Source organism: Pedobacter jeongneungensis (genome assembly GCF_000633455.1).
Classification (GTDB): domain Bacteria; phylum Bacteroidota; class Bacteroidia; order Sphingobacteriales; family Sphingobacteriaceae; genus Pedobacter; species Pedobacter jeongneungensis_A.
Genome location: NZ_AYMG01000022.1, coordinates 1 through 23,640 on the forward strand (window position 1 = coordinate 1; position 23,640 = coordinate 23,640).

The following is a 23,640-nucleotide window of genomic DNA, read 5'->3' on the forward strand; positions in this document are numbered from 1 at the left end:
GTTAAAAATAGTCTTCTTTTTTGTTATGTTGTCTGTTAGACACCACCTTTAAAATAAAGCAAAATAATCATGTACTTTGATCAGTACTCCATTACCCCGCTACGCTACATTGACATCTCTTTTAAGAACTTATTGATCTGGTAAACCTCACGGTCGATCTTTATATATCATTTGAACCTCAGTTGCAGAAAGTCTTGTTCGTCTCTCCTGTGTTTCGGCCAATTTCAATCTTGTTTTTGTTATCTTTCCGACATCCGCCGTTCTGATTTTTTTGCCCTTCCTTTAGGTTGGGAGTGCAAAGGTAAGGATCTTTTCCGAACTTCCAAATAAAATAAATTTTATTTTTTCATTCTCTTTTTCTTCTTTCCTCTATTTCAATATGCCAGATTTAACTGGCTTTCCGTCCTTCCGAACCGGGCTGCAAAGGTAGCAATCTTTTTCTCTTTAGCAATATTTATTTTAAAATAAATCCTGCCCTCTTTATCACTAAGCCATCTTTTCAACTAAAACCCTTCCTCCGAAGCGGGATGCAAAAGTAGGAAAAATATCATTGCTTCCAAAGGTTTTTTATAGAATACCATAACGTTTAACGTAAACGCATGGTTTACAAGCAGAAAAAGTTTTGCCTAAAGCAAAACTTTTTGAAAGAACAGGTGTTTAGTGCTGGTTTACCAAACCTATCAGGTTTCGAAAACGGGATAGGTTTAGGCACAATAACCTTTAAAACTTCCGAAATACCTGCCCACCTAAACCCGATTGAAATGGAAAGCCCAAAGCGAAGCGAGGACCTGGAATGAAAAGCGGGAACAAACTTAGATAGTAGCACAATAACTGCTTTACTGAAAAATAAAATAAGAGCATACTAATACTATATATAATACTGAATCGGCTTTGCTAAACCATATGGTATCCTCATAAATATTTTATAAATTAGTTATATGTTACAGGTTAAACAATGGTGTGATGATTTATTTGGTTTGTTATTTCCAAACCTCTGCAATGCCTGTGGTGTATCGTTATACCATAGTGAGCATTTAATTTGTACAAAATGCCTGTACGATTTGCCTTTTACCGATTATCACCAGCATGCAGAAAATCGAGTAGCCAAACAATTATGGGGGAGGGTGCCGCTTAATGCTGCCATGGCAATGCTGTATTTTAGAAAAGGCGCGAAGGTGCAAAACCTGATCCATAACCTAAAATACAATGGAAGAACGGATGTTGGTGTACTATTAGGTAATATGCTTGGCGAAAAGTTAAAGATAAGTTCTCTTTATGGGGATGTTGATTTAATTATTCCTGTGCCCCTACATCATAAAAAGTATAAACACAGAGGATACAACCAATGCACTTCTATTGCAGAAGGGATAGCAGAAAAAATGGAGATCGGGTTTAGTGAAGAAAATTTAGTGCGTAATAATGCAACTGAAAGCCAGACTAAAAAGAGCCGGTACAATCGATATGAGAATATGCAGAACGTTTTTAACGTAAACGACCAGGCCCACATTGCTGGCAAACACATTCTATTGGTTGATGATGTAATTACTACTGGTGCAACTTTAGAGGCCTGCGCAAATGAATTATTAAATAGTGGCGCGGCAAAAATAAGCATTGCCGCACTGGCCTTTGCCGAATAGGCTTATTATGTGCTGATATTATTGTAAGTACTCAAACATTTTTCTAAGTTTGATTTATGCGTTCAAATATTAGTTTAGTGCTATTAATCTTGTTTCTGGTTTCTGCTTGCCGGAAAGGGGAACGTATAACAAACGATGCAGACGCAAAGCTAACCATTGCAAATCCGGAATTGCTGTTCGATACCATTTTTACATCAATTGGTTCTATAACGAAGCGGTTAACCATCGTAAACAATAATAAGGATGCGGTAAGGGTTTCAGAAATTATGCTGGCCGGAAGGAGTGGTTCTGCATTTAGTATTAATATTAATGGAGAAAATACATTTAATAAAAATGACCTGGTTATAAACGGACAGGATTCTGTTAATATTTTTGTTAAGGTTACCATTAACCCAAATACAGAGAATTTGCCATTTTTAGTGCAAGATTCTATCATATTGAATACCAATGGGAATAGACAGGTTGTAAATCTTTTAGCTTATGGCCAAAATGCGGTCTTTATTAACAGCCAAACAATTACGACCAACACCACCTGGACAAAATCTTTACCTTATATTATCAATGGAGCTTTAACAGTTAAAAGTGGATCATCGCTAACCATCCAACCTGGTGCTAAAGTTTATTTTCATAAGGATGCCAGCTTAAACATAGAAGGCAATTTATGGGTTAATGGAACGGTTACCGACCCGGTGGTATTTTGTAGCGATAGACTGGAAAAGCTATACGCTGAAGAGCCAGGCCAGTGGAAAGGAATTTTCTTGAAAAGGGCCGGGAACGGGATAGTCAAAAATGCAACAATCAAAAACGCTTCAGTAGGCATTACTTCTGATTCGTTATCATCAACTACCGAACCTAAATTAATTTTGAGCAATAGTATCATCAAAAATATGCAGGTAGCAGCCTATATTGGTTACCATTCGGAACTGTTGGCCTTTAATAATCTGATGTACAATTGTGGCAATTACCTTATATATGCTGTTGGAGGAGGAAACTATAATCTTAAACAAAATACATTTGCCGGTTATAATTTAAATTTTCCCCGTAAAACAGCTTCACTAAGCTTTTCAGATTATTTATCTACGAATGCCTACAATAAACTCCAGTTAGATTTAACAAATAACATTATCTGGGGCAGTTTAACTAATGAATTGGACATTCAAAAGAAGACCTCCGCAGCAGTTCAGGTTAATTTATGGAGCAATTTAATCCGATCTACCAACAGTACTTATAACAGCAACGGTAATATTTTGAATATTGACCCATCCTTTATCAACAAGGAAATGGAAAATTTTGAGCTCTCGGCGAATAGTCCGGCCAGAAAGAAAGGTGCTGATTTAAGTAACGATCCTTATTTTACCAGTTACCTTAATAAAGATATAAAAGGCAACGCAAGAATTTCTCCCTCAACCTTAGGGAGTTATGAGAAATAATCAGTTTTTTTTATTTTCCGAAAACAAATCGTCGAGAAATCTCGTTTATATATATGAGAGCGTTAATTTAGATGGTAAGGGTCGATATTTCTTCTAAAGAATATCGGCCCTTTACTTTTTACCAGGATTTTAAGATTGCAGGATTACCGCTCGATCCTTTCAGTTTAGTTTTGAATATCCATCTATTTCCATTAGTATTATTTTTGAAAGTGAACATTACTGCCCGTGGCGGCCTACATTCCCGCTTTTGCTCCTGCCGTTTTAATTTATAGGTATTAAAAACATAAAGTTCAAAACGGCATCCGTTCATCCGATACCTATCGGATCGGGCTTATTTAACAAAGTCAGTATTTAAATATTCTCAAAACGAAAAAAAGCAGCTACAAATTAATGCAACTGCTTATCTATTTGTTTTGTTGTAAATTATTCTACGGTTACCGACTTGGCCAGGTTTCTTGGCTGATCTACATTACAGCCACGCATTACTGCAATATGATACGATAATAACTGAAGAGGAATAGTAGCCAAAAGCGGTAAGAAAGCTTCATTAGCATCCGGGATTTCGATACAATAATCGGCCATTTTCTTTACTTCTGTATCGCCTTGTGTTACAATGGCAATTACTTTCCCTTTTCTTGCTTTTACTTCTTGTATATTGCTGATCACTTTTTCGTATGATGAGTTCTGCGTAGCGATAAACACTACTGGCATTTCTTCGTCAATTAAAGCTATTGGACCATGTTTCATCTCTGCTGCCGGATAACCTTCTGCATGGATGTATGAAATTTCCTTAAGTTTTAAGGCTCCTTCTAATGCTACAGGGAAACCACTTCCTCTACCTAAGAATAAACAGTTGGTAGAATCTTTGATTTTTTCTGCAACTTCCTTAATCAAATCGTTCGATTCTAAAGCAACCTGTATCTTTTCAGGAATATGATCCAGCTCAGTTAAAAGCTCGATTAATTTTGAAGTGGTAATTGTTCCTTTTTGCTGTGCCATGTAAAAAGCCATCAAAGTTAAAACGGTTACCTGTGCAGTAAATGCTTTAGTTGAAGCTACGCCAATTTCCGGACCAGCGTGGGTGTAAACACCTGCATGGGTTAAACGCGGAATTGATGCGCCGGCAACATTACAAATTCCAAAAATGGTTGCACCACGTTCCTTAGCCATTTCTATAGCGGCCATAGTATCGGCCGTTTCTCCAGATTGTGAAATCGCGATAACGACATCCTTCTCCGTTATAATTGGATTTCTGTACCTGAATTCTGAAGCATATTCAACCTCTACAGGGATACGGGCATATTCTTCGATCAGGTATTCTCCAACCAAACCAGCGTGCCACGAAGTTCCACAGGCTACGATGATAATCCGATCTATATTTTTTAATTTCTCTGCAAATTCTTTAATCCCACCAAGCTGCACTTTACCTTCTTCAGGGTAAATACGGCCACGCATACAATCTTTGATTGAACGCGGTTGCTCATAAATCTCCTTCAACATAAAGTGATCGAAACCACCTTTTTCCAGCATTTCGAGTTTTAGCTCTAACTCTTGTATAAGTGGTGTTTGGATAACATTATCCAATTGTTTAATTAGAAGATCCTGCCTGGTCATCAATGCAATTTCACCATCTTTTAGGTAAATTACATTTTTGGTATACTCAATAATAGGTGTAGCATCAGATGCAATAAAGTATTCTCCTTGTCCCACACCAATTACCATCGGACTGCCTTTTCTGGCGGCGATTAAGCGATCTGGATGATCTTTATCCATAATAACAATGGCATAAGCACCATTTACCTCGTGCAAAGCCAATCGAACGGCTTCTAAAAGATCAATCTGTTCAATTTTCTGAATTTCTTCGATCAGGTGGATCAATACCTCTGTATCCGTATCACTTTTAAACTCATGCCCACGGTTGATCAGCTCTTCCTTAAGTGTTGCATAGTTTTCGATGATCCCATTATGTATAATAGAAAGTCTACCGTTATTTGAAGTATGTGGGTGGGAATTACGGTCAGAAGGAACACCATGAGTAGCCCAACGGGTATGCCCCATACCACTTGTGCCAGATTTGTCTTCGTTTTCAGCAAACTCTTCCAAAACAGCAACTTTTCCTGCTTTTTTATAAATATGCTGACCACTACTATTCATCAGTGCAATACCAGCACTATCATAACCGCGGTATTCTAATCTTTTAAGACCTTTTAATACGATTGGCCAAGCTTCTCTATAGCCAATGTAGCCTACTATTCCACACATAAATTATATCACATTAATTCATCAAATATATAAAACAAACGTTTGTTTTATAGCATTACCATATAAAGAACTTTGACTAAATAAAAAAAAGCAGCTACAAATAAATGTAACTGCTTTTAGTGTATGAGTACTAAATCGAATTAGGTATTTTTATTTATAAAGTGGGAAGGCACTTACCAATTGAATAACTTCTGCTTTTACGGCATTTAAGTTAGCTTCATCTTCAGGATTGGTTAAAACCCTATCTATTAATTCAACAATCTGTTCCATTTCAGCTTCTTTTAAACCACGGGTGGTAATTGCAGCAGTACCCACACGGATACCAGAAGTTACAAACGGAGATTTATCATCAAAAGGAACCATGTTTTTGTTCACTGTAATTTCTGCTTTTTCTAAAGCATTTTCAGCTACTTTACCAGTGATATTTTTGTTGCGGAGATCGATCAGCATTAAGTGATTATCAGTTCCGCCCGAAATAATACCGTAACCTTTAGCTACAAATGCTTTGGCCATTGCCTGTGCATTAGCAGCAACTTGCTTAATATATATCCCGTACTCTTCGCTTAAAGCTTCACCAAAAGCAATCGCTTTAGCAGCAATAATATGCTCCAAAGGACCACCTTGTGTACCAGGGAAAACTGCCATGTCCAATAAGTTACTCATCAAACGAATTTCACCTTTTGGTGTTTTTAATCCCCATGGATTTTCGAAATCCTGTCCCATCATAATCATACCGCCACGTGGACCACGCAAAGTTTTGTGGGTTGTTGTTGTTACAATATGGCAGTGCGGAAGTGGATTGGCCAACAAACCTTTAGCGATTAGGCCTGCAGGGTGAGAAATATCAGCTAAAACCAGCGCACCAATTTTATCAGCTACTGAACGGATAAATGCATAATCCCACTCACGTGAGTAAGCAGATGCGCCGCAGATGATTAATTTTGGTTTTTCAGCTAAAGCTACTTCTTCTAATTTTTTATAATCGATCAATCCGGTTTCTCTTTCAACACCATAAAATAATGGTTGATATAATTTACCTGAAAAGTTAACTGGCGAACCGTGTGTTAAGTGACCTCCATGAGAAAGATCAAAACCCAATATTTTATCGCCTGGCTGTAAAACAGCAAGCATTACAGCTGCATTGGCCTGTGCGCCAGAGTGCGGCTGAACATTTACCCAAGCTGCACCGAACAACTCTTTTGCCCTATCGATCGCAATCTGCTCGACCACATCTACTACCTGGCAACCGCCATAGTAACGTTTTCCAGGTAAGCCTTCAGCATATTTATTGGTCAGTACCGATCCGGCAGCTTCCATTACCTGCTTACTTACAAAGTTTTCTGATGCAATAAGCTCTAAACCATGCTCTTGGCGGTTTAATTCTTTATCGATAAGTTCAAAAATTTGGTTGTCGCGTGTCATCATTATATGAGGTTTGTATTTTTTTGGCAAAAGTAAGAATTTCAAATTTAATATGTGCCGTATTTAAGATAATGCTTTCACATTAAAGTTATTAAAGCCGCTCCCAATGGTGATCTCTACGATTTGTTGTTGCAGCATTTCTAAAATAGCCAGGAAATTATAAACGAAATGCACTTTGTTTTCAGAATTTTTAAGTACTAATGCAAAATCGATCTGCTTATTGATATCGAGTAAATTGGCAATAAAGTGCTTTTGCTGCTCAATGGTATAAGGGTACTGTACCACGGTATGTTTAACTTCCTCACTACGCAGTTCATATTTCTGCATCGTTCGGTGGTAAACGGTTAGAAGTTTATAAAGATCCAGCGATAAAAGTTCATCCTGATGAGCGGAAGAGGCAGCAGCAAGGGTTAAATCGAATGTAATGTTTCCCCGATTATCCTGTTTTAAACGCTCCCCTTCAAAAATCTTCATCTCTTCTGCAGCAGATTTAAACTGTTTATAAGCAATAAGCCTCGCGATGAGGTCCTGTTCGGCATTGATTTCGTTTCCGGCTTCGTCAACCTCAATCCTCGGCAAAAGCATTTTAGATTTAATGCGCATCAGGGTTGCAGCCACCAAAATGAACTCGCTGGCTACTTCTACATTTAAGGCAAGGAGTTGATGAATATAGGCCAAAAAGTCGTTTGTAATCTTTGCAATCTCTACATCCTGGATACTAAGTTCGTCGCGCTCAATAAAGAACAACAATAAATCGAAGGGGCCTTCGAATACCGGAAGTTTTATTTCAAAATTCTCTGCCTGCATGTGAAGGCACAAACATAACGAAAAAATCGGGCCTTAAGGATATTTAACCCAAATGTAAATAGATCTTCCCAATTTATCTTCAGGCAATATAAACCGCTAAACATTAACCGCTTAACCATCAATAATAAACCAACATTTTTCTTTTCTATTTTAAAACAAAAATACCTTACTTTGTACCTTGTTTTTTACCATAAATTTCGAATGCAAGTAAAAGCTGGCCCCCTATTATCTAAAATCAACTATCCTGCTGATTTAAAGCAATATAGCGAATCTGACTTAGAACAAATAAGCCAGGAATTACGACAATACATTATTGATGTAGTAAGTGTTAACGGAGGCCATTTCGCTTCCAGTTTAGGTGTTGTTGAACTAACAGTAGCCTTACATTACGCATTGAACACCCCTTACGATAAGTTGGTTTGGGATGTAGGACACCAGGCTTATGGCCATAAAATATTAACTGGCCGTAGAGATTTATTCCATACAAACCGTGTATATAAAGGTATTAGCGGTTTCCCGAAAATTTCGGAAAGTGAGTACGACACGTTTGGCGTTGGTCACTCTTCTACTTCAATTTCGGCTGCGCTGGGTATGGCTGTAGCTTCGCAACTAAAAGGCGAAACTGACAGGCAACATGTTGCTATTATTGGCGATGGCGCTATGACAGCGGGTTTGGCCTTTGAGGGATTAAACCACGCCGGAATCGAAAACAGCAATGTGCTCGTTATTCTAAATGATAACTGCATGTCTATCGATCCAAATGTAGGTGCGCTTAAAGAGTATCTAACCAGCATCACTATTTCAAAATCGTACAACCGTTTCCGAGATGATATTTCTCATGTACTGGCCGGACTTTCTAAATTAGGTCCAAATGCACATAAGTATGTTAAGAAAATCGAGAAAAGCATTAAAGGAACACTACTAAAACAAAGTAATTTATTTGAAGCTTTAAATTTTAGGTATTTCGGACCTGTTGACGGGCACGATGTAAAGCGTTTGGCACAAACCATAAAAGACTTATCTGCCATTCCAGGCCCAAAACTTCTTCACTGCATTACAGTGAAAGGAAAAGGTTTCGCCTTAGCAGAGAAAGATCAAACGATATGGCATTCACCCGGACTTTTTGATAAGATTACAGGTGAAATCAAAAAAAGTGTTCCGGATAAGCCACAACCTCCAAAATATCAGGATGTTTTCGGACATACTATGGTAGAATTAGCTGAGGCAAATGATAAAATAGTAGGTATTACGCCTGCGATGCCTTCAGGATCTTCATTAAATATCATGATGAAGGCAATGCCAAAACGTGCCTTTGATGTGGGCATTGCAGAACAGCATGCGGTAACTTTTTCCGCTGGATTAGCTACTCAAGGATTAATCCCTTTTTGTAATATCTACTCGAGTTTTATGCAAAGGGCTTATGATCAGGTGATCCATGATGTGGCCATACAAAAACTGAATGTAGTTTTTTGTTTAGACAGGGCAGGCCTGGCTGGTGCTGATGGTGCAACACACCATGGTGCTTATGATATTGCCTATATGCGCTGCATCCCAAATTTAGTAATTTCTTCTCCAATGAATGAAGAAGAGTTACGCAACCTGATGTTTACCGCTCAACAGGAAAATGTTGGCCCATTTGTAATCCGCTATCCCCGTGGTAATGGTGTAATGCCTGACTGGAAAAGACCTTTCAAAGCTTTAGAAATTGGCAAAGGCCGTAAAATCTGCGATGGGGAGGATGTAGCTTTATTAACTATTGGTCACGCAGGTAATTTTGCAGTTGAAGCGAGGGCAGAATTGAACAGCGAAGGTTTTTACCCGGCGCATTACGATTTACGTTTTGTAAAACCACTGGACGAAGCTTTACTACACGAGGTATTTGCTAAATATAAACATGTAATTACAGTAGAAGATGGTTCACTGCCTGGAGGTGTAGGTTCCGCAGTATTAGAGTTTATGGCCGATCATGGTTATAATGCTAATGTAATCCGCTTAGGTATTCCGGACCATTTTATCGAACATGGCGAACAGGCCGAACTTTGGGCAGAATGTGGTTATGATAAAAATGCAATTATTGAGGCTGTGAGAAAAGTTGCGGTAAAAAGGACAACTAATACAATGGCTGGTTAATTTTCTACAGTCAAATTCCCGACGTAGTTTTATTTTAGATTATTAAATGGTTAAATTTTTATTGATTTTTCTAAAATTACCCAATAATAAGTATTTATATATGTCATAACTACTCACAGATGACCAGGATCGATTTTATTCTCGCCATAATCTACTTCGATCTGTAAACAATATTTAAGTTACTATGTTTAGTGGTATTATATTTGTTATAATACCACCAAACCCTAATAAAATAGTAATGACAACGTTTAAAAAATCAATCCTATTTACCAAAACTGTTCTTAATTTCTTTGGATATTTATTTAACCAATCTTTAAACAGAGATAAATTAAGCAAAAAGTCTGGATAAATCCAGTAATGCAAATCTTTAAAAATCGTGGTAGATATTTCTAAATGAGCTCCTTAATCCGATAGTTAGCAACCCAGTTTTATTTATACCCAACTCGTTACTTTCTCTTCTATATGTACCCGCCACCTCTAACCTTAAATTGTATTTAGGGTTTAGTAAATAAGCTACCTGTCCTTTTACATAGTAAAGGTCTGTGCCAATACCTTGCCCTATGTGACTACCATACTGGACAGACCTGGTATCATAACTCTTAAAAATATCGCCTCCATAATTCATCCCGGCAGGATCCAGTCCGTATCTTGAATACAGTGCTTCGCCCTGAAGATCAAATCTCTTATAGCTGTAATTTAAGATTCCCAAAAACTCTCTAAAGTTTGCACCACGAGGATGTGCTAAAGATTGATTGTAATTTGCATAGTTCGAAATTCTATCGAAGTGGGCATAAGTATAAGGCCTCGCGGTGTTAAATTCAGCAAGATAATTCAGGCCCTGTACTTTAAAAAGATCAGATCCCCGTACACCAAACTGAACAGCAAACTTATTTGCCCAGTAACCGTTTCCTTTAAAAAACTCTTTCGCCGTAAATTCATCAAACATAAACTGACCATATAACGTTGTTTTTTCCAACAACTCATACTTAAGGTTAATTCCTAAGCGCATTTTATCAGGTGAAGTGGTATTGGTATTTTCGACAGGGCGCAAAAATATAAAAGGATGAACATAGTTAAAATCAAATCCTCTTTTACCTTCTGGTTCAGCATCAGCCCAGGTAACTGCCTGAAAGAATCCAACAGAAAAACGTTTGGTAGCATTCCAGTCTACGTAATGCGCGGCCATCCATTTCCCACGGTCTCCCAGTCTTCTGTCGCTTGCCAATTTAGGCGCTCCTGGATCGAGCATATAAGCAAATATGGTTTGATATTGCACACTTCCTAAAGTTGCCCTAACCCTAAAAAAAGAATAATTAGAGGATACATCAGACAGCAACATTGAACGGTAACCATCACCAATAAAATTCTTATCATAGCCTAAAGCAAAATTTAAATACTTATTGGGTGTGTAAGACAATAAAGCAGTAACATAAGACCAATCTTGTGTATTTGTAGCTAACTTTCCATAGCCCTGACCAGGCACTACCTGATTAGCCACAATAAAGTTATTTACATAATCAACAAATTTGCCCTGGTTTTCGAAACCATTTAAATAGAAGGAAAACTGCTTGCCCACATTTCCACCAACCTGAAAGCCACGTGTATTTAACCAGGTTGATCTATTCCCGCTAAAATCTTTTCCGATCTGAAAATCGGGTAAAAAGTCTGCATATATATTATAATCTTCATTTTTAAACTCTATAAGATGCTCCTGGAATAATTTACGATGCACCCAGCTTCTTCTATTTAAACTATCCGTTCCGGCGTTCATTAATGAATCATAGTGCAGCTGTAAGGCACTGTCATCTCCATAAAAACCTTTAATAGCAGAGTGAAATTTTGATTGTTGATCATAAACAGCCGGATTTAGTTTTTGATAAAATTGATAATCGTATGGGATAATACGGTTGGGAGTAGGGTTTTGTGCAGCAGCAGCTAAAGCAAAAATGGCCATAAAGGCCATTAAAAAGATTCTTTTAATCATATTTTAGTTGTTTATTACCTTATCTAATTCTTCAAATATCGAATTTTTACTCTTAAATTCCGGAACCAGTTTTTTCATATTCATTACTACCTGCCGGTCATTATCAGATTTAGCAGAAGTAATCAATTCGTAAATCTGTTTTTCGACGTCAGCAAATACATATTCCCTTACTTTTCCGATCATAATTTTCTCATGATGGGTAGGCATCGTATTTTCATTATCGTTCAATAGTTCTTCATATAACTTTTCTCCTGGGCGTAAACCAGAATATTCAATCTTAACATCCACATTGGGCTCTAAACCAGCAAGTCTGATCATTTTCTTCGCCAATTCTACAATTTTAACTGACTTACCCATGTCAAAAACGAATATTTCGCCTCCTTTTCCCATACATCCTGCTTCCAATACCAAACGGCAGGCTTCAGGAATAGTCATAAAATAACGGGTAATTTCCGGGTGGGTTACCGTAACCGGACCACCTTTTTCAATCTGCTGCCTGAACCTTGGAATTACAGAACCATTTGAACCTAATACATTTCCAAATCGTGTAGTAATAAATTTAGTGATGGGTTTAACATTAAGATCGTTGATATATTGTAAACCATTACTGAAGATAAATCCATCAGTGCTCAACGAATTATTAAGTGATTGAACATATATTTCAGCAATCCGTTTTGAAGCCCCCATAATATTGGTCGGATTTACTGCCTTATCAGTAGAAATCATCACAAATTTCTGTACACCATATTTAACAGATTTATCTGCAATGGTTTTAGTTCCCAATACGTTGGCTTTAATGGCCTCTGCAGGATTATCTTCCATTAAAGGAACATGTTTATAGGCAGCCGCATGATACACATAATGCGGTTTATAGGTTTCAAACAGTTTATCCATGCGCTGCTCATCGCGAACATCACCAATGAAGGCGTGAAAGTTTTTATTGCCATTCGTTTCTTCCAACTCTAAATACAATTCATGCAAAGCCGTTTCCGATTGATCGCAAAGAATGACTAAACCAACATTAAACTTAGAAAGCTGACGAACAATTTCACTTCCGATAGATCCTGCCGCGCCTGTAATCAGAATCCGCTTTTTATCAAGCATCTCTCCAATTCCATCAATATCAATTTTAATTGATTTACGGTTCAACAAATCCTCAATATTTAATTTTTGAATCTGTGTGGATTTTAGCTGACCGTTTGTCCATACATCAGGAGGCGGGATGTTTAAGATTTTAATATCATTTTCCAGACACAAGTCAACAATTTGATCTTTTTTCTCATCTGGTATGGTGTAAGATGCAAAAATAATTTCATCCAGTTCATGTTCGCCAATCAGATAGGCAAGCTTAGCGGCGTCTAAAATTTTTACCCCATCTATCGTTTTACCCACTTTGCGTGGATCATCATCAACAAATGCAACAATATTTTTATTTACGCTACCATCATGATCAAAAGTACGTTTGGTAGCTAAGCCTGCTTCACCTGCTCCATAGATAATGACTTTCTTTTTATCAAGATTTAAATTTTTAACATAAATAAAGAAATATTTGATCAAAACCCGGTAAGTCATTAAAAACAAAAAGCTGGTTAAGCCATTTGTAATTAATATTGTGATAGAAATTAATGGATATTGAAAAAAGGTGAGTGCAATCAGGTTTAATACAAAAAAAGTACCGTTGCCAATTATAACTGCAATTAAAATACGGAATGAATCCTGAGCGCTGGTGTAACGAATGATGCCCGTAAATGTTCTAATATGAAAGAAAACAGCAATGTTAATTGTACCAATAATCAGGAGATTTCTGGCCAGCTCAGGCAATTCAATTGCTGTTAAATCTAAATTATGCTTAAGGGAGTAAGCAAATATTAAAGAACAGGTGCAAATGGTCAGGTCCAATAGGAAAATGACCCAGCGTGGAACAATATTAATTTGTGTAAACAAAATACAACAGGCTAAATTTCATTAAATATACGCATTATAACAAGATTAATACAAGTCTAATGCAACAACTTCTTCAGGCTCAAAGACCTTAGGGATGGTACTGAGTCTGGGAATCGCTGTGCATGCTTCTATGATTGCACCTGTACCAACTCTGGCGCCGCCCCCTATATAAGAATTTGGATAGACACAGCAGAAATCTTCAATAACCGCATCATGGTCAATCGTTACATTTGCATTAACAATTACATGTTTACCGATAATGGCACCTGATTGAATTACTGCTCCTGCTAAAATAACACTGCCTTCTCCTATAATTACATCATTAGCAACTATAGCCTTTGGATGAATCACTATTCCGAAATTGTGTACAATGTATTTGGCAATATTTCTGCGCACTTCGTTGCTACCAATTCCAATAATCATTTTAGCCTGCTGCTCAACATTTTCGTGGTATGGCTGTACAGGAGTATTATTAATGGATGATAAATCTTTATTATCATCAAAATAAGTGATTAACCGACATTTATTTAATGTAATTGCATTGCCAATTACTCTGGCATGGCCTCCGCCACCATAAACTACCCAATCATTCATTTGTTACTGATTTTATCAATCTCTCTTTCCCCTCCGTTGTGAAACGGACAACAAGGAAAACAATTCCTGACATTACAATCAAAAACAGTGCCGTTAGCGAATCTTTGCCCACAAGTAAAATAAGAAGGGTATTGATGATTAATTGGATTAAAATATAAATGCTCACCACTACTAAATGAGGCCATTTTTTTTCATTAGAAAGAAATTGATAAAAATGGCTTCTGTGCGCTTCAAAAATATTCTCTTTTCTGATTACCCTAAATACAATAGTGGTTACAGCGTCTAATCCATAAAACAATAATAATAGGATGTAATTAAAGTTCTGTGTTTGGATCACCAGCTGCCCCATCAGAAAAACAACAATGAAAGCGATGCTTACACTTCCCACATCACCGGCAAAACACTTGGCTTTTTTTCGGAAATTAAAAAAATTGAATACAAGTAAGGATAGTCCAACAGTAATCAATAAATCGGACGAGGTAAACGAAATAACCTGTTCGTTAATATAGAATAAGGTTGCTATTGCCAATAAACTATAGCCTCCTGTAATTCCATTGATTCCGTCCATAAAATTATAGGCATTAATTGTTCCGATAACAAAAATTAATGCAACCGGAATCCAATACCAACTTAAACTAAAAAGCTGCCACTGATAGAAAATCAAAATCACCGATAAAAGATGAATACCTAATCTTACTTTATTGTTTAGGGTGAAAATATCATCTAAAAAACTGATAAGACTGATTAGAAATAATCCCAGAATAAAATAAGGGTATTGAAGTCCAAAAGTAAAGAAAAAGATCAACGCAGCTAAAGTGAAAATGATCCCTCCGCCACGGATAGTCACTGTATTATGAGAGCTTCTGTGATTAGGCTTATCGATAATATTAAAGTGATCGGCGACTCTGAAATAAAAGAATTCGATAATAAAAAGGCCGGTTAAGGTAATTAGGGCAAAAACCACTGTCATAAATCTTTATTTTGGCGAAGATAGAGAAAATTAGGAGGGAGTACAAAAAAGAAAAAGCAGACTAAAAATTAGCCTGCTTTGTATGAAATGACTATTACAAATATTCATTTCCAAAGTTGCTCACCATTTTAGCCGCAACTTGTTTAATTTCCTGTTCATCAGACTTTGGATAAATCAGCAATACTTTACCGTCATCTACAATAATATAATTTTCCATTCCTTTAATTACAGCTGCTTTATCTGCTGGTATTTGTATAATACAATTCAAAGTATTCTCCAAATGTAAATGAGCACAGTTAACTGCATTCTCATGCTCATCTTTATTTGCAACACTATGTAGCGAAGCCCAGGTGCCTAAATCGGACCAACCAATATCAGCCGGAATGGTATATACATTATCAGCCTTCTCTAAAATGGCATAATCGATAGAAATATTTGGCGATTTTGGATAATTGTCAGCAATAAAACCAACTTCTTTATTCGTATTATAGAATTGGTTCCCTTGTTCAAAAATACTATCAATCTCGGCGGCATGGCTTTGAAATGCTTCTTTTATTGATTTTGCCGACCAGATAAAAATTCCTGCATTCCATAAATATTCTCCACTTGCTAAATACTCTTCTGCCTTTTCTAACGATGGTTTTTCTTTAAAGGCCAATACTTTGCGAATACCATCTTCATTCATCAACGTTTCTTCATATTGAATATAGCCATAGCCCGTATCTGGCCGGCTTGGCTGAATGCCTAAGGTAAGTAAAGCATCATGGGTAGCCGAAAAACTTAATGCTTGTTGAATTTTTCTTAAAAATTCTTTTTCCTTCAAGATCAGGTGATCGGATGGGGCAACTACAATATTTGCTTCCGGGTTGGTCTTTAAAATTTTATAGCACGCGTAGGCGATACAAGGGGCGGTATTGTTTCTGCTCGGTTCTAATAATACCTGTTCTTCATTTAACGCGGGAAGTTGGCTCAATACCAAATCTTTATAGTGCTCATTGCTAAGGATAAAAATATGTGCAGGATCACAAATTTTAGCGAAACGCTCATAAGTCAGCTGTAATAAAGACTTCCCTAAACCTAATATATCTATAAATTGTTTTGGGAATTGGTTACGGCTTTTGGGCCAAAAACGGGAGCCTACCCCCCCCGCCATGATTAAAACATAATTGTTATGATTTCCAGTCATTTTCTTTAATTTCTTGATATACTTGTTCTATTCCCTGATAAAGAGATATTTTAGCCTTCCAGCCCATTGAATTTAATTTTGTCACATCCATTAGTTTGCGAGGCGTACCATCCGGTTTGCTAGGATCTGTTAAAATCTCCCCATCAAAACCAACCACTTTTTTGACTAATTTAGCTAATTCTAATATAGAAAGGTCATCTCCTACACCAATGTTTACCAAACCTGGCTCATTGTAATTTTCCATTAAGAACACGCAAGCCTCAGCCAAGTCGTTAGCATGCAAAAATTCTCTTTTTGGACTTCCGGTACCCCAAATGGTTACCGAAGAATCTCCACTTTGCTTGGCCATAATAAATTTCCTCAACAATGCTGGCAAAACATGAGAATTGTTCAAATCATAATTATCATTCGGGCCATATAAATTGGTTGGCATTACCGATATAAAGTTACAGCCGTACTGGACTCTGTACGCATCACACATTTTGATTCCGGCAATTTTAGCAATCGCATAAGGCTCATTGGTGGGTTCTAATTGCCCGGTTAGCAAATAATCCTCTTTTAAAGGTTGAGGAGCTAGTTTTGGATAAATACATGATGAGCCCAAAAACATGAGCTTAGCTACCGAATTTACATAAGCCTGATGAATTACATGGTTTTGAATCATCAAATTTTCATAGATGAAATCCGCCCGGTAGGTATTGTTGGCTACTATACCGCCAACCTTAGCTGCAGCCAAAAAAACATATTGTGGTTTTTCTTGCTTAAAAAACGCAGCAACTGCTTGACCGTCTCTAAGATCTAATTCTGAAGATGTCCGCGTAATGATGTTAGTATATCCATTAGCCAATAAGTAACGCTTGATGGCAGAACCCACCATCCCACGGTGGCCAGCTATATAAATTTTATCGCTTTTATTCATTATTGTGGTTTGAATATGAAAAGCAACTCAGGTGTGCTCTCCACAAATAATTTTACTCGAACTGGTTTTTAACACTATAACCTGCTGTTTTCAGCATCAATTCTTTTCTGAAGTGATCCACGTCTGATGCCATCATATCTGCAACTAGGCCAGCCAAATCATACTGTGGTTTCCAACCCAATTTAGTTTTGGATTTGGTCGGATCACCAATCAATAAATCTACTTCTGTTGGTCTAAAATAAGTAGCATCCACCGCAACTACTTCTTTGCCAATTTCTATTTGATAATCAGGATTTGAGCAAGAAACTACATAAGCCCGTTCTTCTACGCCCTCACCTTTAAATTTCAGCTCAATACCTACCTCTTTAAAAGACATTTTAACAAAATCCCTAACCGAAGTAGTCACCCCCGTAGCAATCACATAATCTTCAGGAACATCTTGCTGTAAAATTAACCACATTGCCTCAACATAATCTTTTGCGTGCCCCCAATCGCGTAGCGCATCAAGATTACCCAAATAAAGCTTATCTTGAAGGCCCAACGCAATTTTAGCAGTTCCTCTCGTAATTTTACGTGTAACGAAAGTTTCTCCTCTTAGTGGACTCTCATGATTAAATAAAATGCCATTACAAGCAAATATGTTATATGCTTCACGGTAATTTTTAGTAATCCAAAAGCCGTATATTTTTGCTACACCGTAAGGTGAGCGAGGGTAAAATGCTGAATTTTCGTCGTAGAATCCCTTATCGTTTTTATTTTCCGGCATTCCACCAAATAATTCTGATGTTGATGCCTGATAAACTCTTGTTTTCTTTCCTAAACCTAAAATCCTCACTGCTTCTAATATCCTTAAGGTACCAATACCATCTACATTAGCCACGTATTCTGGCGAATCAAAAGAAACTTTTACGTGGCTCATCGCTCCCAAATTGTAAATCTCATCAGGCTGTACTTCTTGCACAATTCTGATCAAGTTTGTGGAGTCGGTTAAATCACCATAATGCAATCTGAACCGGACATTACTTTCGTGTGGATCTTGATATAAATGATCTATTCGATCAGTATTGAATAGTGAGCTACGACGCTTGATGCCATGGACTTCATATCCTTTTTTCAATAATAAATCTGCCAAATAGGCACCATCTTGTCCGGTAATTCCCGTAATAAGCGCTTTTTTCATTTCTTTTTATTTTATTTAAGTCCAGTTTCCTGTTTAAAGGAGTTTGCTGTTTTTAACAATCCCTCTTTAGCTCCAATTGGAAAAGGCACTCCAACTGCTTTTTTTATCTTTTCATTACTAACAACATAACTTTCTGTCAGTTTTTTAAGCCTTTCAGTATTAATAGGTAGTTTTATTATATCACCGATTTTAGCCAGCAACATTAAAAACTTAGAAGGAATTTTCCAAAAAATTGGTAGTCTATTTAAGGAGTTAGCTAGTATTGCGACTACCTCAGTCGTTGATAAAGTTTCGTCATCGGCTACATTATAAATGCCAGATGGTATTGGATTTTGCAAAATCTCTTTAATAACAAAACATAAATTCTCAATACTTAAAAAAGATCTTTCATTCTTGAAAGCAGCTAAAGGATACGGTATCCCATTGCTTACAAACTTATAAAGTAAATTCAAATTACCTTTATTTCCAGGCCCATGAATCATACATGGACGTAATATATAGTAAGATTTTCCTTCAGGAAGAAGTTGTCTTTGAATATATTCTTCTGCCAGTCGCTTGGATTTGCCGTAATGAGTTTGAGGATTCACTTCTGTTTCTTCCGTCAGAACACCAATAATAGTATCAGCTGAAGCCTTTACAGAACTAACAAAAACAAATTTTTTTGCATCTGATTTTAAGAAGGCATCATAAAGTCTTTTTGTAACCTCGAAATTAGCTTCGTAGTAATCTTCAGGGACAGAAGTCTTGTTCAGATCATGAGCTTTACCAGCCAAATGAATGAATGCATAAGTGTCTGTAAACCTATTAAAATTGTCATGGTATAAATCCACTCTAGAAATGACTTGTATGTCATTATTCTTTAAATAGAGAGTAAGATTTTTACCGACAAAACCACTACATCCAGAGATTGCAAGTCTATTATTCATGTTTATTTTCCATATAAATTTAAATAAGATTTCGCCATTTCCACTCTATTAAAATCTTTAGACCGCTGTAAAGCTCCTTGAGAGAAGTGCTCGTACATTTTTTGATTACTTATTATAGTAAGTATTGCATCAGATAATTCATTTACATTCTTAGGTTCTACTGTTAATCCAGAAATATTATGCAATGACACAAAAGGTACACCAGAGTTGAGGTTGGTATTTATTACAGGAAGACCATTACTCATAGCCTCTAATTGAACTACTCCAAATGCCTCAGCCTCGTTTATAGATGGTAAAACAAACAAATCAGAGTTTTTATAGAAAGTCTCAACCTCATTATCTGTTAATTCGGTAAAAAAAGACACTTTATTCGTAATGTCTAGCTTTGTTACCAAATCGATTAATTCTTGTTTGGTTTCACCATTACCAATAATGCTTAATTCAATATCTAAATCTTTCACTGCCTCTATTAAAAAGTTCACACCTTTATAAGCTCGAAGCTTACCAACAAAAAGCAATCTAAACTTGCGCCCTATGGGATACGAACGGTTCTTATCAGCGCTTGAAATAGTAGGCTCAAAGCTTAAAGGAATAACCTTTACTTTATGGGCATATTCACCGAGTAAAGTAGAATTTTCCAGTAATTGTGGTGAGGTCACTATAATATGGGACGCAACATCTAATAACCTTTTAATCATTGGATCGTAGTATTTTGCAATCCAACTCCATCTAGAATTTTTAATGTTTGCATGCCAAGTTATAATCAACTTTTTATCCTTAATTATCTCTAAATTTCGCAGGAGTGCATATTCCATATTTGGAAATGGATAGTGATGATGTATTATATCTGAATCTGAGATAAGTTTTGCTAATAAAGGATATCTGAAATTAAGTGGTTGACTTTTTATTATAATTGGAGTGAATTCTTTAACTGAATTCGCATTTCCTATTCGCGTTATCTGCTTTTTAAATTTTGGTATATGACTATTTGAATAAACTACAAAACTAAAATCGCTATCAGCCAAAGATATCCCTTCAACAATACTCTTGACCACAGATTCCATCCCTCCCTTGGAAGGATCATAGTATTTAACTGTCTGAAGAACTTTCATTTATACTGATTTAAAATATTAATAATTTTTTTTGATGAGGTGTCCCAACTGAATTTTTCGATCTGAGAATATCCATTTTGAATAAGCTCACTTCGAAGAGCGTCATTATTTAACAGATTGGTAAGTTCTTGCGCAATAGACGTCGAAGATAATGGGTCAATGTATCGTGCCGCATTACCACAAACCTCCCTCAAAACTTTTATATCTGAAACAATTACAGGGCAACCATGAGACATGGCCTCTAAAGGAGGTATACCAAATCCTTCATATAATGATGGGTAAACAAAAGCACTTGCATTATGATATAATTTGTTAAGTGCCACATCTCCAACATAGCCTTCAAACTGTACGTTGCTGGTATTTTGTGCTGAAAAGTCTTGCATGAAATGATTTCCAGCTTTACCAACAATAATTAATTTCACATTTTTTAAGGAGTCTAATTTAAATGCATCAATTAAACGCTTAAAATTTTTTCGCGGATCAAGCGATGAAACACCTAATACATATAATCCCGACTCTCTCTCACTAGATATTGGTTCTTTGGATTTGGTAACAGCGTTATAAACAACTTCAACTTTGCCTGCATCGACCTTCATTAATCTAACAATTTCTCCTTTTGAAAACTCGCTTACCGTGATTATTTTCAATGAATGCTTTGCAATTATGGGCGTGGTGATTGAATAAAAAAGAAAATACCACCTTGAAAACCATTTTGGATTTTCAATGAAGGACAAGTCATGAATAGTTACAATTTTCCTATTATACCATAGCGGGCCAAGTCCCGAGAGATTCAATAAAAGAGGTGTACCATTCTTTTTTAAGAACTTCAGTAAGTCTAACTGCTCCCAAAAATGAGATTTAGATGAACCAAATTTTACGATATCAAACCCCTCATCATTATCAAATTCTACCCATTTTGGAATAACAATTTTAAAATCAAGTCCGTTCTTTTTCAAATGCTTGCATATCTCTAAGGAAAATCGACTTATACCATCCATTTTGTTTCCCAGAAATCTCCCATTTACATATATCATTTACTCTTTTCCATTTTTGTATATAAATTCTTGTAGCTAGCAGAAATTGTTTGAACATTAAATCTTTCTACATTCCTTAATCCATTACTCACCAACGAATTTCCTAACTCCGGGCTTTGTAAAATTTCTTTTATTGCGCTTCTCACGCTAATCGGATCTCTGCAGTCAACTAAATAAGCCGCATCATTAGCAATTTCTGTCATAGGAGATATATTTGATGTCACAACAATCCTACCAACTCCGTTCCCTTCAATAATTGGCATTCCAAAACCTTCATAAGTTGAGCAAAAACATACTATATCACAATTCTTATATTCATCCAAAATCTCAGTGTCCGTCAAGTCAATTTTAACTTCATATGATTGATTATTCTCTTTCAGTCTATTTTCAATAATCCCATCAATCTTTCCAATAATAACTAGATGACTTGAAATAGTTTTTAACGCTTCTACAATGAGGAAGAGGTTTTTATTCCAAGCAGTACCAATCTGTAGAATGACTGGTTTTTGTATATTAATTAACTTTGGTAAATAGCCAAAAGATGGATCTATTGGATTGTATACTACCTCGAGATCAGTCCGTTTAGTAATCTTGTATAATTCATCTCTAGTATGTTCAGAGATACAAACAACTTTATCCGCCAATCTTACTGGAAGAGTAAACCAAAGAAATCTAATAATTGCCTTTTTCAAAGGGTTTTTCGCACAGTCTAAAGCACTTAAATCGTGTACTGTTAAAATAGATTTGCAGCCAATTAGACCAAGAATACAGTAGTGAATGTCTCCTGTTATATGATTTATCCCTAATTTATCTCTATTCTTTAATACATAATAAATGTTCTTGCAAACACTAATTAAATCAGACCTACGAGCAGGCACGCTGAGTTCTCTTACAGGAAGCGTTACCCGCATTTCAGATATTAGTGTTGTGAAAACTTTTAGGATACTATATCCAGCAGCTGGGTTTCTGTAAAAATATGTTACTTTCATTCTTTTGTTTACTGATCGTAAGCATTGTAATTACTATCCCATAAAACTGAATTATAGGGCCTATAAATATCGAAACCCAAATCCTCCTTATAAAAATTCATACCCTTTTGAATTGTTAGCATTCCATAAATAGCCACTAAAATAAAAACAAGTTTTCTAGTAAAATCATTTTTAAAAATTGTGAGTATATATGGAATTAAAAATATCTCAGCAATATTAAAATACAATACACCACGTGCAACTACTACCTGTAAAATGGTATTATTAAATAGGATGTAAATTATAGCCCCAATAAAATAAAGGTTAAAAAAGAAATTAAAATGAGCATCCATATTTTTAATGCGACTTCTAAAGGCCACTGCAAGCATTATCCAAATTGAGCGCTTGAGAAGGGCAAGGATTGTCAAAAATACGTTTGTAGTTAAAAAATTGGACTCAGCATAGAAAGTCACTTTGTCGCCTATCGACTCACTAAACAGAAAAAATATATCTAAAGGCAACTTATTCATTAGGCCAAATAGTGAAATTATTAACACTGTACCCAAAATAGAAATTAGGTATTTGTTTTTAAACTCTCTATTTAGAAAATATGCAAAAATAAAAAACAAGGCTGATTTGTGAAACAAAAATGCAATAGCTATACACGCTAAAAAATTAATTATTTTTTTATCAAAAATAAATTTATACGAATAGATACAGATAGCAAAAGAGATATATTGCCTATTCATACCCAAATAAGTGAGCATTATACAGTAAAAGAAGAATATTGAAAATAATGGATTCACTGCAAATCGAAAAATTGATTTGCTAATAAGTCCATATACAATTATCGCATGAACAACTAGAAAAACAGAGTAGTTACTAGTAAAAATCCTAATCGCTTGACTGAGTAACATATAACCAATTTCGAAATTGTCACGGTTATTATCCAGGCAATCTTCAAAATATTCTCTGTAGATGTTCCAATCGGTTCCGATCCCCCATCTTAAGCCATCATGAAAGATAAGTAAGACAATAGCAAAGAAAAAAAAGGCCATAGCATATTTACCCTTTTTCAGAAACACATCATCAATCGCAAACAGCCCCAATAGGGAAAAGGTAAATATATACATAA

At 36.1% G+C, this 23,640-nt stretch carries 18 protein-coding genes; 3 read left to right on the top strand and 15 right to left on the bottom strand.

Features of this window, described 5'->3' with window-relative positions:
- Nucleotides 1-938 precede the first annotated feature (938 nt).
- Nucleotides 939-1,637 (top strand): ComF family protein, encoded by a 699-nt coding sequence (locus U859_RS0119620; RefSeq protein ID WP_025145020.1) that lies wholly within the window; start codon nt 939-941, stop codon nt 1,635-1,637.
- Nucleotides 1,638-1,693: 56 nt separating this feature from the next.
- Nucleotides 1,694-3,067 (top strand): hypothetical protein, encoded by a 1,374-nt coding sequence (locus U859_RS0119625; protein ID WP_025145021.1) that lies wholly within the window; start codon nt 1,694-1,696, stop codon nt 3,065-3,067.
- A 423-nt stretch (nt 3,068-3,490) separates the two neighbouring features.
- Here U859_RS0119625 and glmS read toward each other — a convergent pair whose 3' ends face one another.
- From glmS to U859_RS0119645, 3 genes are all read right to left on the bottom strand, one after another.
- On the bottom strand, nt 3,491-5,329 hold the full coding sequence (gene glmS, locus U859_RS0119635) for a glutamine--fructose-6-phosphate transaminase (isomerizing) (RefSeq protein ID WP_025145023.1): 1,839 nt from the start codon (nt 5,327-5,329) through the stop codon (nt 3,491-3,493).
- Between the two features lie 150 nt (nt 5,330-5,479).
- Nucleotides 5,480-6,751, bottom strand: a complete 1,272-nt coding sequence (gene glyA, locus U859_RS0119640) for a serine hydroxymethyltransferase (RefSeq protein ID WP_025145024.1) — start codon at nt 6,749-6,751, stop codon at nt 5,480-5,482.
- Nucleotides 6,752-6,814: 63 nt separating this feature from the next.
- Complete coding sequence (locus U859_RS0119645; RefSeq protein ID WP_025145025.1) at nt 6,815-7,558, bottom strand: segregation and condensation protein A; 744 nt, start codon at nt 7,556-7,558, stop codon at nt 6,815-6,817.
- A gap of 201 nt (nt 7,559-7,759) precedes the next feature.
- On the opposite strand from U859_RS0119645, the gene dxs reads away from it, so the two are divergent.
- A complete protein-coding gene (gene dxs, locus U859_RS0119650) occupies nt 7,760-9,688 on the top strand; it encodes a 1-deoxy-D-xylulose-5-phosphate synthase (protein ID WP_025145026.1) in 1,929 nt (642 codons plus the stop codon).
- A gap of 367 nt (nt 9,689-10,055) precedes the next feature.
- Here dxs and U859_RS0119655 read toward each other — a convergent pair whose 3' ends face one another.
- From U859_RS0119655 to U859_RS0119710, 12 genes are all read right to left on the bottom strand, one after another.
- On the bottom strand, nt 10,056-11,672 hold the full coding sequence (locus U859_RS0119655) for a hypothetical protein (protein WP_029985980.1): 1,617 nt from the start codon (nt 11,670-11,672) through the stop codon (nt 10,056-10,058).
- Between the two features lie 3 nt (nt 11,673-11,675).
- The gene (locus tag U859_RS0119660) at nt 11,676-13,616 is read right to left on the bottom strand and encodes a polysaccharide biosynthesis protein (protein ID WP_025145028.1); all 1,941 of its coding nucleotides are present in this window, start codon (nt 13,614-13,616) and stop codon (nt 11,676-11,678) included.
- Between the two features lie 45 nt (nt 13,617-13,661).
- On the bottom strand, nt 13,662-14,210 hold the full coding sequence (locus tag U859_RS0119665; protein ID WP_025145029.1) for a transferase: 549 nt from the start codon (nt 14,208-14,210) through the stop codon (nt 13,662-13,664).
- The gene (locus U859_RS0119670; RefSeq protein WP_029985981.1) at nt 14,203-15,180 is read right to left on the bottom strand and encodes an MraY family glycosyltransferase; all 978 of its coding nucleotides are present in this window, start codon (nt 15,178-15,180) and stop codon (nt 14,203-14,205) included. The genes U859_RS0119665 and U859_RS0119670 overlap by 8 nt, the downstream gene beginning before the upstream one ends.
- 94 nt (nt 15,181-15,274) lie before the next feature.
- Entirely contained in the window at nt 15,275-16,333 is a 1,059-nt protein-coding gene (locus U859_RS0119675; RefSeq protein ID WP_084153116.1) for a mannose-1-phosphate guanylyltransferase, read from the bottom strand.
- Between the two features lie 16 nt (nt 16,334-16,349).
- Nucleotides 16,350-17,285 carry a GDP-L-fucose synthase family protein gene (locus U859_RS0119680; RefSeq protein WP_025145032.1) on the bottom strand — a complete coding sequence of 312 codons (936 nt, stop codon included), beginning with the start codon at nt 17,283-17,285 and terminating at the stop codon, nt 16,350-16,352.
- A 52-nt stretch (nt 17,286-17,337) separates the two neighbouring features.
- Nucleotides 17,338-18,465: a GDP-mannose 4,6-dehydratase gene (gmd, locus tag U859_RS0119685; protein ID WP_025145033.1), complete on the bottom strand. Its 1,128-nt coding sequence runs from the start codon at nt 18,463-18,465 to the stop codon at nt 17,338-17,340.
- 11 nt (nt 18,466-18,476) lie between these two features.
- Nucleotides 18,477-19,391 (bottom strand): NAD-dependent epimerase/dehydratase family protein, encoded by a 915-nt coding sequence (locus tag U859_RS0119690; protein WP_025145034.1) that lies wholly within the window; start codon nt 19,389-19,391, stop codon nt 18,477-18,479.
- A gap of 2 nt (nt 19,392-19,393) precedes the next feature.
- Nucleotides 19,394-20,503, bottom strand: a complete 1,110-nt coding sequence (locus tag U859_RS0119695) for a glycosyltransferase (protein WP_025145035.1) — start codon at nt 20,501-20,503, stop codon at nt 19,394-19,396.
- Nucleotides 20,500-21,537, bottom strand: coding sequence for a glycosyltransferase family 4 protein (locus tag U859_RS0119700; RefSeq protein ID WP_025145036.1), 1,038 nt, complete (start codon nt 21,535-21,537; stop codon nt 20,500-20,502). The genes U859_RS0119695 and U859_RS0119700 overlap by 4 nt, the downstream gene beginning before the upstream one ends.
- Nucleotides 21,534-22,526: a glycosyltransferase gene (locus U859_RS0119705; RefSeq protein ID WP_025145037.1), complete on the bottom strand. Its 993-nt coding sequence runs from the start codon at nt 22,524-22,526 to the stop codon at nt 21,534-21,536. The genes U859_RS0119700 and U859_RS0119705 overlap by 4 nt, the downstream gene beginning before the upstream one ends.
- 8 nt (nt 22,527-22,534) lie before the next feature.
- Nucleotides 22,535-23,638, bottom strand: a complete 1,104-nt coding sequence (locus U859_RS0119710; RefSeq protein WP_025145038.1) for an EpsG family protein — start codon at nt 23,636-23,638, stop codon at nt 22,535-22,537.
- Nucleotides 23,639-23,640 lie beyond the last annotated feature (2 nt).